We start from the raw sequence: 17,242 nt of genomic DNA on the forward strand, positions 1-17,242 counted from the left end.
TTGCTCCTTAATTCTCATTAGTAATAATAAATTCCCTCATCATCTATAAAATTATGATTTGCGAATTTTTTTCTTTTTCTTTTCTTATATGTATTTATTAATTTTTGAAGGGTTGTCTTTTGACCTTCACCTTTTTTAAAAGAACAGACTCTACATATTCCATCATTATACTTAAATGTATTTAAAGTTAAGCTATCTCGCTTTATTGTTTTTGCGATGCAAGTCCGGTGCTGACCGCTAGCCAATGCCACATGTCCACACTTATAGTGATCGGCATCAATTAAAGTATTCTTCTTAAACCAATCTTCTTTAATCATGTGAGAAGCAAAGAGTCTACAGTAATCAACTGATCCTGCTTTAAAATCTTTATTTTTTTCACGTTCTTTAATTTTTTGATACTGTTCATTCGTTAAATGTAAAGAACAAATTCCTGTTCGCACTTTAAAACAGTCGTATCTGCTAAATCTAAATGCATACGAGTAATCTTGAGGATTAATGCGAGTGTCTTCTTTCAAAATTGCCACCCCTATATATGATTTTAATAGTTTAATTATAGCATATACTTTCCAACCTCTTGAACTGTTCGTTAAATATGAATTTAACGAACAGTTGGATGAATGCGAGTTAAACTCCCCTCCTATCTTAATGTATTGTACAAGGACATGAAACTCCAAATTACTTAGACATGAAACTCTAAACTTTCGCTTTTAGATATTGGTTGGGACAAGAAACCCTAAACTGAAACTTTATATATAGTTACAGAACCACCCCCATTTAATCTTGTGTAAGATGCTCTCATTCTTACCAAATGACCTATATAAATCATTAATAAAAATATAATGATTTATATAGGTTATGAGAGTTACATTATCTTGAAGGAAAACTTTTCCCCAACAATTCATATATGATTCAAAAGGCGTACTTTTTGAAGTGCAAGATGCATGCCTCTTCTTATCTAATTCTGAAATTAATTTTTGGAATATCCCTAACCTTTGGTATTGCATCCTAAAAAATTATATATAAAAAACAGAGCGTTGGCTTCTTTATAAAGATGGAAATATACCCCTAAATATGTACCTTTCTGAACGAAAATACAATTCTAATTTCACAAAAAAATTCAGAACTAAGCGAAATCTTCATATTACACGGGGGGTGAAAGTAAAAACTATTGATTCAGATAAAACTTATTCTTCCAAGTTCTTTATGATATGATGGAGCAAGTAGAACTACTATACGTTACGCATAATCTGTTTTGAATAAATAATCAAGGAAATCTAATTATAAGTATGGGAGGATAAAATGGCTTATAAAACATTTATTTCATATAAATATAGTGAGACACAAGATTTAAGAGATAGTATTTTAGAAGCTTTAGGGGAAGATGCGAAATACTATCAAGGGGAAACAAGTGATTCACCAGATTTAACGGATACAACAACTGAGAATATTAAAAGGCATTTACGTGATATGATATATGGAACTTCTGTAACAATTGTCGTTATTTCACCAAATATGAAAAACAGTCAGTGGATTGATTGGGAAATAGAGTACTCATTAAAAGAAATCTCTCGTGAAGATAAAACTTCGAGAACCAATGGAATTGTTGGTGTTATCATGAAACATAATGGCGGGTATGAATGGATTGAATCAAAGAATACAAATGAAGATGGTTGTAAACCGAGAGTAATTAGTAATGATAAATTATATAGCATTATATATAACAATAGATTCAATGTAAAAACACCTAAATACACTTGTGAAAAATGCCAAACTGTTAACATGCTAAGTGGTTCATATATCTCTCTTGTAAATGAAGAGGATTTTATATCAAACCCTAATAAATACATTGATAATGCATTTGAGAAAAGTAAAGAGATTCACAACTTTAATATCGTTAAAAATCGCAAGTGATCTACCACAAACATGTTAAAAAAATACGAATTGAAATCCTTTTACATCAAAGGATTTCAATTTGTATTTTTTGAAACGAACAAGGCTATTGTATAAAAAATTTTAAGGGTTCAAGTGGTTCGAAAACATTTATACCCTTCTTCTAATTACTTCAATTATTTTATTTATTTCAGAAATTATATTCTGTGGATCTGTATCAGACTCTAGAATATCAATTGAATTTTTTAGGTACCAATACTTCTCTAAATCACTCTTAATCTCTTTAAAAATTCTTTCCGTGATATAACCCGTTGAACCTATTGGTATAATATATTTATTGTTATCTTTTGCAATCTGAAATTCCTCAAGCATTCCACCAGCTTCCACTATTTCCCCATCAACCAACTTATTACCGAACAAAAAAATCATAACTCCAGCATCACTTATCATTTCTTTTCGATATTCTGTCCAAAGTTCTTTTAATGAATTTCCACCAGATTCAAATTGTGGAAAAGGACGTAGTGTTAAGTAGTCATTAATTTTTTTACCTTTATTCTCAAAAATTTCTTCAAGTGCACCATTAATCACATAACTTCCTACCCCTAAACCAAATCCTGAAATAATATGATGATTATTTGAGATTAATGATTTAGAAAGATTATGTAATAAACCTCTAGCCTCATCTTCAGAATAATTTCCATATTCTTCTGCACTACCAGATATAAATACTTTATTGGCTTTGAACTTTTTTTCGATATTACTTAAAATATTTGTAATATCTTTATATTCATCAACAAGAATAGATTTAATACCATATCTTATAAGGTCTTTTATTTTCAAATCCTGTTTAACCTTGTCATAGTAAAAATTTTCCTCGTTAATCGAACCATCAGGGTTTTTGTAATGCTCATCTGATTTATTTACTTTTCTAAAGAAACAATAATGATTTTTAGGACTATCTCCTAATAAATCTATACGAATTTTACTTAAAATTTGCTCTAAGTTGGGATCTTCAAAACTAAAACCGATGAAAATAAAAGTTTTAGCTATAAGTTCACCTTTCAGTTGAGTTGTAAATGCAGATCTCTCAACATTATACCTTTCATAATCATCCCTTGTTATAACAGCGTTATCTGGGAATTCTTTATCGCCATGCATCTTATAAACTACAACATCACGATTAGGCTTGTAATTTTTCATTTGACTAGAATCTATTTTTTTATCTACTATTTTACCGGAATCATTTAATGTATCCTCAATTATAGAATCATAATTTGTAGTCCAATAAGTATCGATTGGTAATTGAGCTAAAAGATTCATATTGGCATTTCTTGTTGCGTTTCTTTGAAACTCCTCTACAATTGCTTCGTTAATAGTTTGTCTACCATTCGCATTAAAATGATATTGAGCGACTGAAACTAAATCGAACTCCTTATTAATATCCAATTCTAACTCTTCAGCAATATCTCTAAGAAGACCACGCCAATCAACAAATCCTGAACCCCTTGAAAGTCCAGCTCCTGCAAAAATTGCTAGATTATTGTTACGAAGATCTTTTAATGCCGCTCTTTCAAATGTTCCTACAGATATACTCATCCCAATTTACATCTCCTTAATTTTTATCAAAATATAAAAATTCAAACTTAGAATTATAACAGCATAATTACAGTATAAATAGTTAATCATTTCTTTAAAAGATATAGTCTTATACTAACGGGAGATTATGTTAGTTATATAGACTCTTTGCATTATTTACAGAGAAATTGTTAATTCTTTATTTATAGAGTTAATTACAATACTTACTTTTTCAAACATTTTATTTATAAAAAGTAAAACTCAGTTTATGAATTTTATAATTTTTAAAACGGACTCAGAAACTTCTATACAAAAAGGTGATATCAGTACATACACAAGCTATCACTGATTCTTAGGAGTTTAACATTTTGTATGTTTTGTAAAACCACCATTTACTTTACAAATAGTAAACATGTTCAAAAATATTGTACTTTGCGGATAAAATACTTTTGATATAGAGATTCTAATTAAATTCACAACCCTTATGATTCTATAGCAGTTTGATAAGAGCTTAATAATGGGTATCCATCAAAATACATTTCTCTGTTCAAGTCTTCAGTTAATCTTTCTAACGACTTTTGAAAATTTTCTATACTATTATCAAATAATTCTAATACCGACCAATTCTCTTTCTCTTCAGCTCCCGAGTTTAAGAAATATGAAATATATAACTTATCATCTTTATAACCAAAAATACCGCTAAAAAATCTATCTGTGTTTAAATAACGATGTTTTAAGGAAAGTAGCAATTCAAAGGTATCATAGTGGTTATTCAGTTCCTGTTCATCAAATGTAAGTTTATTATTAGCATATATCTCACACATATAAGGTTGTATAAACATTTTTTCAAACGGAAGGTGCCACATTTTCTCTGAATATAAATCCCTAAAAGTAATATATAAATCACCATTTGATCCCGTGAATTCTAAGAAATTTTCTGGGCGATATAAATTTGTTCTTACTCTTATTTCCGTAAATAATTTATTTAATAGTTTGTAATTTTTTTTCATGACTGCAGCAATCCCAGCACTATAAAGACCAATTATTACTGGCAATTTTGATAAACAAGTAAATGTAGTTATACCTTCCTGTGCCATTGCAGTAGTTAATCTTTCTAAAGTTTCAGTAATAATTGATTCATGTTTTTTGTTTCTCGAATAATAAGTTAGTATTGTTAACATTATAGATAACGTTCGTGAGTTCTCTTTAATTTCTTCAATATATTCTTTCATAGTCTCGGAAGTTGCAGATACCTTGAAATCTAACGATTTAATGAATTGAACTAACACTTGAGTTTCTTCTGTAATCATCTCATATAATTCAATTTCTAAATCATTTGTAATAAATTTCTTTAATTTATTAATTTTCATCTGTATGTTTTCCGGACTAGATTTCTTTAATTTAGAAATGCTTTCTACGTTTTCAGAAAGTAAACTAAAAAAGCTATCAGCCCCATTACCATTTACTATCTTAATTCCATCTCTCCAATTTAATAATAATTCCGCTTGCTCACATAGTGTTTCATTATAAGCATGCCAATACCAAGAATAACGGCGCCCTTTTACTGATTTTATAGTCTCTCTTAATGCAGTATCCCATTCTGCAGACCAACCAGACGTAATAATTCCATATTCATCAAATACTTGTTTTAACAAACTTGATAAGACTGGGGGATACTCCTTCAGTTCATCACTGACATTTTTAAATCTAGTGTCTCTATAGTCACCATGAATTTTTAATACAGTACAATTAGCATGCGCCAAAGGTTTCATCCCAGCTATATCTGATTCGTGATATAGAGTTTGGTATTGAATATCTAACTCATCTAAAGCTTGCTCCATCAATCGATCAAAATTTGTAGTTACTATAACTTTGATATACCCATCCTTTACTAGCCGCGCAATTTCTTTATGTGCTTTAGTTGGCCTTTTTATATAAGCTTCATCGCCTTCTTTTGGTTCAAAGAACTCAGCTAATAAGCCTACCCTTTCAGTTGAAGTTTTAGCTAACATTTCAATTACTTCATCATATGCTGGAGATTGACCATAATAATTTCGATACCATTGAATCGGATCTTCATGTGTCTCCGCTTTTAACTCCATTATTCTCCTGCATAATTCTTTAAGTATCCCCCATCCAGTAGGAATGTCAGCTGAATATGATATTCCAGAACCCAGTAACAAAGCATAAACACCTTTATTCGCTTCCATTGAAAAAGATAATGACATTAATTGGTTATCCATGTAGTTCGCCTCCATTTTTTTCTTATATATAATCGTATCACACTTTATCTATATCCATTTCAACTTATACAAAAGAAAAATCTATCTTCACTTGCAATGATCCTAAAAAGGGAAACTTCTTATTTCATAACAAAGCTTTTCACTTATATCTATTTACTTTTTTGTTATTAGATTAACATTTTATATTTCATAAAAATATATAGAATTATAAATGTTAAATATGTTATAAAAACAAAAATAAGGTGTTAAAAAATGTTATTTCACCACATCTTTTCTTTTTATTCTATATAATAAAAGTAAGAATATCTCAGTATTTGTATTGTTAAGAAAAAGGCAAGAATTGATGGCACAGGTGGATTGTGACTTAGTATTTTAATTTTTAGGAGGCTCTGATATGTATTCAATAGAAGAAGCACAAGCTATGGATTACCTTTTAAAGAAATTGCATTATAACGGGTTATTAGAACATATAACCGGAAATAAGAGCGAATTAAAATTAGTAATTGCAATTAATAATCGTTATATATCAGGGGATTTTATTATGTTTCAAAAAGGTTCTATTGAACAAAATGAAATCGTTGGTTCATATGATTATGAAAAAGTTTATTATAATAACCAGTCATTTTCTACCTACGCTAAATTATGGTCATCGTTTTGTAACAAATATCTACCCACAGGGTCAGATTACAGGTTCAAACAAATATTAGATTTAACCGTCATTTTTGATCTTCTTAAGGAGACAGTGGGAACCATATCTTTTGTAAATGAGCCAATTCCATTAAGACCTGTTTTTATGAATATTGAGTATTTTAATGAAGAAAAAGGACCGGAATTTCTTTACTTAGGAGATCAGCAAATTGAAATTGTATCAATTATGAAAAGGGAGAAGGGTTTAAATGCATAGTAGTCCTGAAAAAGTTTTTATTAGTTATAGTTGGGATTCAGAAGAACACCAACTATGGGTATTAGAGTTGGTAAGAAAACTTCGTTCGGAAGGTTATGATGCAAATTTTGATCGAGGTATTACATCTACTTCAACAGTCAATTTGAATCAGATGATGATAGAACATATGCGAGATGATGATTATATTATAATGGTATTAACTGAAAAATATACAGTCAAAGCTGATGGATTTGCAGGCGGAGTGGGGTTTGAAACAATTCTTTCATTGCCTATTATTCAACAACATCTAGATAAATTAATCATTTTAACTCGGCAACCTGCTGTTCTTCAAAAAGTTATTCCATTTCATTTGCAAGGAATAAATTATATCGATTTTTCAAATCCAGCTGAATTTGATAATAAGTTTGAAGAATTGATTTATCGATTACAAAAAGTTCCAATGTTCGATTTAGGTCCTATTGGCGAAAAAAAACTAAGAAAACCTAAATCACATGGTAATACTGCTGCAACTGTTTTAAATAATGTGAAGGTTTCTAGATTAAGTCCACCAACAGATTTAGAAAGAAATTCTTTTATCGAAGAAAACTTTAATCTTATTATTAATGGCTTAGATGAAATATTAAATACTTTACAAAGTCAAAATCCAAACTTTATTTATCAAAAGCAAAATATAACAAACGATAAGGTCATGTATTCATTTTATTTGAATGGTCAAAATTCCGTTAACTTAAAAATATGGTTAGGAAGCTTATTTAGTTCAGACAAACAAATTCAGTTTACAGTTGGCCGTTACGTAGATATAAGTAATGATAATAGTATGAATGGCTCCGTAAATGTAGAGATAGATCGGGAGTACAATCTTTCTTTATCAATGCCTATGAACATGTTTTCGCCTAACACTAAAAATATGAAATATACTGAGGTTGTAAAGGAACTATACGAACACCATATACTTCCATATTTAAGGTAAGAGTATTATCGACTTAGAATATTTATATGGGATATCATTATAAATACATACTATTTACGAACCGTTTGATTCATGGTCATTTAATTAAAGTATAAGATAACTCCATTTCTTCCTCCTTGGGAGAATAGTCTATGCAACACCTCCTATAGTTTTAATATGCTAAGAATCATTGAAAATTATTTATACTTTTTATGGTAAATGGTTGTTCGAAAGTTTTATTGTGTATTGAGCTAGAAGAACAAAAAGAACTTGTAGAAATCACTACAAGTTCTTTTTTAGATAATGTAAAAAAGGTGAAACAAACTATCTTATTATTCATAACAAGGAAACTATCTTACTTACGGCTTGGTTTCATTATATAACAAATATTTAAAATGTAGAGATTTTATTTTTGAATATTGAGAATATTAAAAAATAAAGATAAAGACAAAATCCTGTCTTTCCCTCCTGAAAATCACATTTTATATTTTGTATAAAACATCTTAATTCAATATCTATTTAATAATAAATTGGTGAAATATAGATAAAGGTAAATGAAGAACAAAAGTGGAGTTATGTTTACATATCAACTATGAAATAGAAATTTGTTAGCTATCTCCATTCTTTGGCTGGCAGTACCCCTAACTTGCCCTCATACCTATTAAAGAGCGAAAAAAACATTGGTTTATCAAAAAATAAGTCAGGATTAACCTGACTTGTCGTTTCCTTTTCCTGCAATAGTTAAGAGAATAGCTAATGTGAGCGAGGTATATTCCGAGTAAATTGTGGATGCACCGAGTTAAAACTGTTGTATAATGCCTAAGAAACCTGCCATATATAACTAGAGTGTAAAATTCGGTCATAGTAATACATATTTTTACTCGAGGCTTTTTTTCAGTGCTATTAGTAAAACATCTTTTTTGTTGCACTTAAACCTGATAATGGAAATAAAATGCAGAATATGAACCAAAATCATGTATCTCGGCTGCCCCCCTAATAGAGCGTATGGTATGAGCAAAATAAAAAGCCCTCACATAAAGAGAGGGTTCAAATTCATTATTTTGTATCAGGAACTACTATGTAATCTTTTGCACTAAAATCGGACACATCAAGAATTTTAATTGCCGAATTCTCTATAAAATCAGTAGTTAACACCATTACAGTTCCTCCATTTTTTTCAAAAGCTACCATCCTCTTTTGATTATATTTAATAGCCAACCAAGCTGTTATGAATTGAGGGAAAATCACAAAACATGATTCAATTTTCGCCATTTGTTCTGGGATTACTTCCATATAAAAATTCCCATCATGAATAACTTTATGTCGGATATTAAATGCTTCTTCAAGCGTATCAAATATTTCCTTCTTAACTAAAGCTATATTGCCTTGTTGCAGCCAATGCAATATATAATTAGGTCGACTACATTGAAATGCACCGATAGCGTTAATTGCTTCATCAAAATAATCTGTTATTTTTTTTTCAGTTCTATCAAAGAGGAAATTAAAAGCTTCACATGTTTGTGCTAAATCTTGAAAATTAAATTGCTTGGACATATATTCACTTACACTTATATCCATAGCATCAACGGCATCTAACTCAATATTTTTTTCTTGCAAAAAAGAATAAATTCTATCATATATATCGTTATCGTTATCAACTATAAATACGAACAAATCCCGAAACAAAGTTTCCCAACAAGTTACTAAAGAACTAACGTATAGACCAACAGATACTTGAAACGGTTTAGAATCTTTAAGATTTCCGTTATCCGTAGGCCTATAGTTCTCTCTCAAAAAAACCATAGATTCACTACGATGGCATAGATTAAGAACAAAATTAGTTAAAAAATGTTGCATCTCTCCTCTGCTTTTTTGTAGTTCTTTCAATTCTTGGATTAACTTAGGTTTTAACTTCCTTATTTTTTTTGACATAATACATTCTCCAATCTCTATTTTTTGTATATTACTCTCTACTTTGTTAACTTATCCTTCTCTACATGGGTCCTGACTGCATTCCGCGACTAATACAAATTTGTCTACAATTTATATAAAATATTTTGTATTCCCTCCTTTTTCAGGGACTGATCAAATAAACTGATTATTAAAATTAAGATAATCCAAGTCTGAGGAGCACCTTAGGGCGTCTTTTTTTTAAAATATATAATGTATTACATTTATTTATAGATGCAACTTCGAAAGAGGGAATAATATGAATTTTAATACACTAGAAATACAATCACAAGTAGCGGGATTATCGAATATTGTATTATTACTGGCTAAGTAGTTTAGAGTTTCTTGTCCTATGTTCAAAAAGTTTAGATATTGGTTGGAACAAAAAATCTAAACTACAATTTTATAGATTTACAGAACTAAATTCAATTAATCTTGTGTAAGAAGCTCCCATTTGTACCTAATAATCTATACCATTATTCTCTATAATTCATTCATATAAAAATGATGATTTATATGGATTCTGGAGGTTACATTATCTTGAAGAATAACTTTTCCCCAACAATTGCAATATTCATCTTAATAAAAGAGGTAGCTATAACTAGCTACCTCTTTTTATTTTCAATTATCTATCTATTTTCATCATTGCACCCAAGAGGCAAAATTATTATATCCATTATCATCAATCCAATCATACACACGATAAGCCAATGACAATCTAAAGAATTTTCCTCTATGTGATTCAGGAGCGATTTGATTCAAATTATATGGCGCCAAATCGGTAAATTCTACCCATTTCCCCCCTGCCCACTCATACAAATGTAACTGTTTACCATCTTGACTATATTGATACCCTAGATAATCGAAGGGATTAGGTCCTTTACTTTTAATATTTCCATATTTATCTTTAAAACCATTAATATGAATCCCTAGTATTTTATTTCCTTTTTCTATACTTTTCATAATTTCATATCTCACCCATCTTCTATTAAAAGTCTGGGATCCGATTAAAACACATGTAACCGAGGTATTGTTAAGTCCACTATTTATTAATCTTTTGAGAGCTATATCACTTGTTTTTTTTGCATCTTCCCAAAGAGATGCATCAAAGACTCCCGCAGCACTTTGATTTAATTTTGTTACCCAATGATTTCTTACAACATTTACTCTAAAATCAATTACATCCTGATAATGAAAACTAAAAAAAACTCTTTTCGCCATAATTTCATGGTCCTCTCTGATTAATAATGGTAATGATTATTTAGATAAAATCTCTACAAACTCTAGTATAGTACTAATCAATTATTCTACCTCTGTTTCCCTGATTCTCATTACAATAATATTGAGCAATTCTTACAAAATCATTTTCTTTATTAACATTTAATCCAATTTCTTCAGCGATAGATTCCAAAATCTTTGTCCAACTAACATAGCCGGCAGGCATTGATAAATCTACACCTGCAAAAATTGCGGCACTCTCTTCCGTCACCTCTTTTGTAAAATCCTTAATATATTATTCAAAATCTAGTTTCATCTTAATCCTCCTTGCCTAATATACAAATAAACATCTCTTATATAAATATTTTATCATATCATTTGTCTTTTATTACTAAGATCGCTAAATCTAAAGTGTCCCCTAATACCCAGAATCATTTACGTATCCCAATAATTTTATACATATTAAGTATAGAAAAGGATCGAATATCATTGAATATAAATTTATATTTCTAATTATACTTATACATGATAATATTGATTTTATTTATAAAAAGGAGATAATGAAATGAAGACCCATTTACAAGAGTTAATAAAATTTTATGGAGATAACATAAGCAATTCTAAAATATTAAAAAAGGAAAGATTGTATGCTTGGTTTTGTATAATTTTAACATTGGTATTCTTTATGGCAATGTTTTTTAATCAAAATACAACTGTATCGACCACAATTATAATTTTAATGTTACCTGTAACGCTTACATCTTATATAGTTTTAGTATATAAACTAGAAAAAAATTTAGGCGGCCTTGAAAATTTAACAACTGGACAAAAGATTTTGGTGTGTTGTGACACTATTTTAACAACAAAGTTTTTAGTATATTTAAATGATACTAAATCTCTAAGAGAAGTAAAGATAAAGCAATTACGTAATTATTTTGAAGAAAAAGGATTTTATAATGAAAAACATTTGAAAATTTTTATGGATGTATCAGAAAAAGAATGTCAAAATCGTTTCCTAAATATTTCATGGCTCTCATTATTAGTAGGTTTTTTAATTCCAATTTGGACGTATTTAATGCAAAATATGTTTAAACTTCCAAATTTCAAGTTTGATATCACCTATCTTATTGATATAAATACGGTGAAATTTATTTTTATAATAATTGCAGGTCTTGTTAGCCTCTACTATATTGCTATAAGACTTTTTTGGGCAGCTATCAAATCTATAATTTTATTGCTATTTCCTGTAAGAAAATATGAGATGTTAGATCTAACAAGTCTGATTAGAGAGTTATATCTTGAATGCTATATAGAGGAAAACCAAAAGGAAAAACCTTTAATTGTGAAGGGATTTTGTGAGAAAAAATAAATAAAGTGTAGATTGTTCATGTTTTCCCTTCCCTTTTATTAATTATACTTTTATAGTACATTTTGAGGATATTAGGAGATTTGATGTAAAGTTAATGATTTCAGAGGAACAAAAGTAAACTTTTTATTGTATTATTACCGGCTAAGTAGTTTAGAGTTTCTTGTCCTATGTTCAAAAGGTTTAGACTTTCATGTCCCTTTATTGAGACATGAAAGTACCTACAAAATTTATGATAATGGCTATTTATCAACGATTGTTTATGAGATTTTAGTTTAGACTTTTATGTCTTTCTACAACAAGTTCCTAAGTTATTAAAATTAGCAAGCCCAGAATTTAAAAAAGATATTATTCAATTACTAAAATACTTATAAGATATATATTACGGAAATAGATTTAGATATTAGTAATTCCTTGAACTACCCCCACTTTCACTTCGTTTAGAAGTGAGGGGTTCCTAAGTAAAGAGTTCTATCGAACTCTAATTGATTAGGCTATCCCCGCAGTCCTTGCGGTTAGAAGCCTTATCGCCTCATTCTTTAGATTGATACTTGCGTTAATATCCCTATCATGGTGTGTACGACAAGAAGGACAATCCCATTCACGTAGGTTTAGATTTTTAACGTCTTTGTTTTGATATCCACAACAAGAGCATAATTGGCTGGAAGCAAATGTTTTCGATACGACAATGACTTGTTTGCCATACCATTTTGCTTTGTATTCTAACATGAATCATAAGCTAATAGTACTGGCAACGACCTATCATCTTTGTTTAAACGCATTCTTATCATCTCCATTAAAAAATTATCATATAATAATTATACATTTTTAAAATGAAGATGCCTATATCACTAACAGATAATGCTTAAAGTTTAATTATGTTCCAATACAATAAAACCGTAGAAATTTAATATTCCCACGGTTTTTATGCATACCAAGTCCTATTTGAGGCACTTGGTAATAGCCTTTCGTTATTATAGTAAACATTGCCACTTGGAGCTACTTCGTGGAGATTTCCTTTCCTTTTATCCTATCCCTTATTTTTGTATATTAAGAAAATTATAACATATCCGTTATTACTGATATAATTTGAAAATCTGTATTTGAAGTATGCTACCAACGGTCTCTTCATTGGACTATAATAAAGACATCGATTAATTATGGTTTCTTCAATCTGCTGAAATATATACTATAAATTTTAATATAACTATATACATATTTAACGATTTAAATTATAATTAATATGTCTGTTATTTGTTTTAATTCATTTGAAAAGGCAATTCCTTTTATAAAGGAATTGCCTATCTTTTTTATAAGCTAAAAAAAGATTGATCATCTATAACAAAATAGTTCATTCCCCCAATTTATAATTGGGGGAGTCATTTAATTTATTGAAAGCTCTTTGGACGAAAGTCTTCTTTTTCTAGAATAATTGATGGTGATAAATTAATACGCTTTGAATCTGTGAACTCGACAGTTGCTGCACCGTATTCATTAATGAAATGCGTTTCTATTCGCTCGTGTTCTTCTTTACTACATTTACCACTGCATCCCCAATCTGTACATAAAGGTGATTCTATTTTTTTGGTTCCTTCATGAAAACTGTACAATTCGTTATATTGTTCTTCATCTTTATAGGGAAATTTAGTTTTTAAGTTGTTAGTATCTTTCCATCGTTGAACTAACTCCCGATAAAGCCTCTTATATGATTCTGTGACATCTGGTTTATATATATAAGGAACTTCTTCACTTTCCGCTATTTTTCTTAAAAAAGCCCTTTGTTGTTTGATTATTATTTTATTCTCTTTGTTAGCGAGGATCTTAAAAGCTATAAAATTCGAAAAGTCGAAGAGAAAAATGAAATTGCTACAGTAACTGTTGATGCTGTATATAAAGGTAATCCTAAAAAAGTAATCGTAATTGAACTAGAGAAAACGGATGATGGTTGGAAAATAAGTAAATCATAAAAAACGTTCTAGAATTCTAGGTTCTTATAGCGAGCAATTTGCACATAGATATCGATAAATTGATTGCTGTAAAATATATAAAAGACTATCTATCAAGAGGGTTTACTTGTTTTCAAAACAAGCAAACCCTTCACTATAAAACTACTTTTATTTTTATATCACTTACATTAGGAATCACAGTATAAACCTCTTAATTAAGCCCCTCATATTTCCAAACGTTGACCAAAAAATAAAAATATGGTATGTTTACTTTAGATTAGTTATATATTGAATGCATATCCAATATATATAAAGTATAGTACTTAACTGAATTGCATATACTAAAAAAGACGAGATGCTGTCAACATCCCGTCTCATAACTGCTACCGTCAAGGTGGTTGTTATTAAAAGGTTTTATTTTTTTCTAAGCCCACCCTTGTGCTTCCGACGGCTACGAAGAGTGGGTTTTTTGCTGTCTTCATTTAGAATCTGCTTTCTCAGAAGATACGCTGAAACTTCGCGTACCACTGCTTTTGCAATTTCTTTTAAAAGTTCAAACAAAAAATCCATGTTATGATCACCTCCTTTCCTTCCAAATGGAAAGAAGGGATAATAACAACCCACCTTCACAATATACAGTTATACTTCTATTTTAGCATAATTCGAATCTCTTAAATAGTTAATTCCTCCATTTTCAAAGTCTTTCTAATGTCATAGTATCGTAATGTAGCAGATATTTAGTTTACTATAATTTAAATATGTATACTGATAGTTTGGTATACATTCAGATTAAAAGAGTGAAGTTACAAATAACTAATTACTCATGAAAATAGTTATATTTTTATAAGTAACATTAAAATTCACATAAATCACGCGAAAACAGCCTCTCAGATTCGTTTGTATCGCATTTTATCCATTAACTTAATGATATTATATGCATCGGTCTTTTCTTCCTTGTTTATAGCTTTTAAGTTAATTTAAAAGAAACCGGCTGTTTTTAACCGATTTCTTTTAAAAATTCCTATAAAAAATATATGCTAGTTTTTTAATTTTTCATCTAGAATCTCTTCTAAGACTTTTTTGTATCCTTTATACCCCTTTTCTTTAGCTATTTGCCTAGCATTCTTAATTATGCTGGGGTCTAAGTATAAACTGACATGTTCTTTATTATTTGTGAAATATATTCTATCTTTCTTTTGTTGTAAGTGACCACTTATTAAACAAGTGTTAAGAACACTAAATATATGAGTATCATATGGCATATTTCCTAGCTTACATTTCATCAAGTATCCTTCATTTTTTTTAGAAACCAGAACGTTTGAAACTCCTAAATGACATATGACATACAACATAACATCATAAGCAGTATATATTGGGAACAAGAAGGAAACATCCCCAGGTTTAGTAATTCTGTTAATCTGAATACATATTTGTGAAAAATGATTCGATGAAACTTCGTCTGGAATCGTCATACGTTCATTCTGCAGATTGATTCCATCCCGTTTGGTTACATCTATTACCCTTACAGGTTGTCCATCTAATGTCACGGAGTCAAACAATAGGAGATTGTTAGTATACAATGGAAGATGATCATACATCCTTTGACTTTCCTTATTTAAATTATCCATACTTCTTCTATACTCTTTTAAATCTTCTATATGGTAGAGTTTTTCTCTTCGTTTACCTTTTAATACTTCTTTAAATGGTAAGGCGCCCTCTTTTGCCATATTTGAAACATATGTTTTTGATTTCTGTAAATATGTAGCTGCCTCTTTTAAAGTGTATAGATCTTTATAAATTTCAGATATTCTCTTCGCATCTTCCTCATAGAATCTATATCCGCCATCTGCTTTCCAACTTTTTAAATTAGCTGGCTCAATTTGTTTATGTTTAATTAAATAGCTCAATTGTCCCTTACTTAACTTTGCCATTTCGCAAAGTTCTTCAAAAGATATGTAATTCAAGGTTCCACCTCATATATCATGAATTATTCCATTTTAGTCTGCAGCATTCCCTGTTTCATTCGTTTTCTCAATTCATATTTGGATATACCTAATTCCGTTATAATAACCTCAATAGGATATTCTTTGTACTGCAGCAACAAACTTGGATTGTCCATATATTTTTGTTTTATTGTATTAAATGTACCTTGTTTTGATAATTTATTCAATCGTTCTCCTCTCTCTCTTATTTCTTTATACACTGGACAGCCCTCACATAATTTATTATTCCTTATTTTTTTCTTTCGTCTTTTTTCAGGTGCAACTTCTTTTGAAGTATATAAAGGACATTCCATACAATGTTTCAATTCTAGATAGGAAATTTCATTGATAATGGTTCGGCGTTCCTCTTTCACAAGTAATCCTCCTCTATCTTATAAATAAAAAGAAAAACCTAAATAAAATAAAAAGGTGTGATATTTTGATTATACATTTTAAAGAGAAACATTTCATCTATTCATAAAATAATTAACTTGTATATATTTATCTATACCACAATAAATAACGGATTTATTGTGGTATAATTAGAATGATAAAAATTTATATAAAAATATTTGTTTATATTTCATTCTGTCAAAGGTTGTGTTTATATTTGAATATCATAAATTACGAACATAATAACCAAATTGTAAAATCAAAATCAGATTTTTTTGATAGCAGTCATTTTGAAAAAATTATGGGTATGGGTATCCGAAATGTTGATTACTCCCAATTGAGTGAAGAATCATTGGTTTACTTATTTTTACATGACGAACCTTCTTTAACGAAAAAAAGAAGTGAACGAACTAAAAAAGTATACCTCCATGATCTTTCTCATTTTCTTCGGTACATAAAAGAAAAAATAGGAACCATTCAGGAATTATCCCATAATGAAATGGAAATCTATTTCTATGAATTAAGTAAGAAATATGCGGCCACTTCATTACGCCGTAAGAAAACAGTAGTTCAGCAATTTTTAAAATATGTTTATGATAATAATGGACTCTCAGACGATTTTAGTAGTCGTATAAAAAAGGTATCTGTAAAAAAAGAAGAGTTGGTCAACCGCGATCTATTTCCAGAGGAAGTGAACGGAATTTTAGATACATTAAAAAGAACAAATTTCTTTATGTATTCCTTGTTCTTCCTCCTTACCACTACTGGTCTACGAATTGAAGAAGTCGCAAATGCAAAATGGGCTGATCTTGCGTTCCACCCTTCT

The 17,242-nt window shown here is 29.5% G+C and carries 15 protein-coding genes and 2 pseudogenes; 6 read left to right on the forward strand and 11 right to left on the reverse strand.

The window, feature by feature from the left end; genetic code table 11:
- Positions 1-17 precede the first annotated feature (17 nt).
- On the reverse strand, positions 18-515 hold the full coding sequence (locus CO726_RS25190; RefSeq protein ID WP_240523606.1) for a hypothetical protein: 498 nt from the start codon (positions 513-515) through the stop codon (positions 18-20).
- Positions 516-1,299: 784 nt separating this feature from the next.
- On the opposite strand from CO726_RS25190, the gene CO726_RS25195 reads away from it, so the two are divergent.
- Positions 1,300-1,911, forward strand: coding sequence for a TIR domain-containing protein (locus CO726_RS25195; protein WP_099686068.1), 612 nt, complete (start codon positions 1,300-1,302; stop codon positions 1,909-1,911).
- 129 nt (positions 1,912-2,040) lie between these two features.
- On the opposite strand, the gene CO726_RS25200 is transcribed toward CO726_RS25195, so the two are convergent.
- Both CO726_RS25200 and CO726_RS25205 read right to left on the reverse strand, forming a co-directional pair.
- On the reverse strand, positions 2,041-3,486 hold the full coding sequence (locus tag CO726_RS25200; protein WP_099686069.1) for an SIR2 family protein: 1,446 nt from the start codon (positions 3,484-3,486) through the stop codon (positions 2,041-2,043).
- A gap of 461 nt (positions 3,487-3,947) precedes the next feature.
- Positions 3,948-5,708 (reverse strand): SIR2 family protein, encoded by a 1,761-nt coding sequence (locus tag CO726_RS25205; protein WP_099686070.1) that lies wholly within the window; start codon positions 5,706-5,708, stop codon positions 3,948-3,950.
- Positions 5,709-6,102: 394 nt separating this feature from the next.
- On the opposite strand from CO726_RS25205, the gene CO726_RS25210 reads away from it, so the two are divergent.
- Both CO726_RS25210 and CO726_RS25215 read left to right on the forward strand, forming a co-directional pair.
- Complete coding sequence (locus tag CO726_RS25210; protein WP_099686071.1) at positions 6,103-6,612, forward strand: hypothetical protein; 510 nt, start codon at positions 6,103-6,105, stop codon at positions 6,610-6,612.
- Positions 6,605-7,582 (forward strand): toll/interleukin-1 receptor domain-containing protein, encoded by a 978-nt coding sequence (locus CO726_RS25215; RefSeq protein WP_099686072.1) that lies wholly within the window; start codon positions 6,605-6,607, stop codon positions 7,580-7,582. Before CO726_RS25210 ends, CO726_RS25215 begins: the two co-directional genes overlap by 8 nt.
- 1,035 nt (positions 7,583-8,617) lie before the next feature.
- Here CO726_RS25215 and CO726_RS25220 read toward each other — a convergent pair.
- The 3 genes from CO726_RS25220 to CO726_RS25230 all read right to left on the reverse strand — a co-directional run bounded on the left by CO726_RS25220 (position 8,618) and on the right by CO726_RS25230 (position 11,000).
- Positions 8,618-9,493 carry a hypothetical protein gene (locus CO726_RS25220; protein ID WP_099686073.1) on the reverse strand — a complete coding sequence of 292 codons (876 nt, stop codon included), beginning with the start codon at positions 9,491-9,493 and terminating at the stop codon, positions 8,618-8,620.
- Between the two features lie 660 nt (positions 9,494-10,153).
- Positions 10,154-10,732, reverse strand: a complete 579-nt coding sequence (thsB, locus tag CO726_RS25225; RefSeq protein ID WP_099686074.1) for a Thoeris anti-phage system ThsA activator ThsB — start codon at positions 10,730-10,732, stop codon at positions 10,154-10,156.
- 73 nt (positions 10,733-10,805) lie between these two features.
- Complete coding sequence (locus CO726_RS25230; protein ID WP_245916753.1) at positions 10,806-11,000, reverse strand: SIR2 family protein; 195 nt, start codon at positions 10,998-11,000, stop codon at positions 10,806-10,808.
- A gap of 294 nt (positions 11,001-11,294) precedes the next feature.
- Between CO726_RS25230 and CO726_RS25235 the strand changes: the two genes are divergently transcribed.
- The gene (locus CO726_RS25235; RefSeq protein WP_099686075.1) at positions 11,295-12,098 is read left to right on the forward strand and encodes a hypothetical protein; all 804 of its coding nucleotides are present in this window, start codon (positions 11,295-11,297) and stop codon (positions 12,096-12,098) included.
- 486 nt (positions 12,099-12,584) lie between these two features.
- Here the strand turns inward: CO726_RS25235 and CO726_RS25240 are convergent.
- Both CO726_RS25240 and CO726_RS25245 read right to left on the reverse strand, forming a co-directional pair.
- Positions 12,585-12,824, reverse strand: a pseudogene (locus tag CO726_RS25240) (zinc ribbon domain-containing protein); the annotation flags it as partial.
- 659 nt (positions 12,825-13,483) lie between these two features.
- Positions 13,484-13,705: a hypothetical protein gene (locus CO726_RS25245; RefSeq protein WP_099686076.1), complete on the reverse strand. Its 222-nt coding sequence runs from the start codon at positions 13,703-13,705 to the stop codon at positions 13,484-13,486.
- Positions 13,706-13,903: 198 nt separating this feature from the next.
- Between CO726_RS25245 and CO726_RS25250 the strand changes: the two are divergent.
- Positions 13,904-14,062 (forward strand): annotated as a pseudogene (locus CO726_RS25250) (DUF4878 domain-containing protein); the annotation flags it as partial.
- 393 nt (positions 14,063-14,455) lie between these two features.
- On the opposite strand, the gene CO726_RS31950 reads toward CO726_RS25250, so the two are convergent.
- The 3 genes from CO726_RS31950 to CO726_RS25265 all read right to left on the reverse strand — a co-directional run bounded on the left by CO726_RS31950 (position 14,456) and on the right by CO726_RS25265 (position 16,397).
- On the reverse strand, positions 14,456-14,611 hold the full coding sequence (locus tag CO726_RS31950; protein WP_169513083.1) for a hypothetical protein: 156 nt from the start codon (positions 14,609-14,611) through the stop codon (positions 14,456-14,458).
- A 467-nt stretch (positions 14,612-15,078) separates the two neighbouring features.
- On the reverse strand, positions 15,079-16,005 hold the full coding sequence (locus tag CO726_RS25260; protein WP_099686077.1) for a helix-turn-helix domain-containing protein: 927 nt from the start codon (positions 16,003-16,005) through the stop codon (positions 15,079-15,081).
- 23 nt (positions 16,006-16,028) lie between these two features.
- Positions 16,029-16,397, reverse strand: coding sequence for a transposase (locus tag CO726_RS25265; RefSeq protein WP_099686078.1), 369 nt, complete (start codon positions 16,395-16,397; stop codon positions 16,029-16,031).
- Between the two features lie 236 nt (positions 16,398-16,633).
- Here CO726_RS25265 and CO726_RS25270 point away from each other — a divergent pair.
- On the forward strand, positions 16,634-17,242 hold a 609-nt coding region (locus CO726_RS25270; protein WP_169513084.1), incomplete at its 3' end, for a tyrosine-type recombinase/integrase.

The organism is Bacillus fungorum (assembly GCF_002746455.1).
GTDB lineage: Bacteria > Bacillota > Bacilli > Bacillales > Bacillaceae_G > Bacillus_A > Bacillus_A fungorum.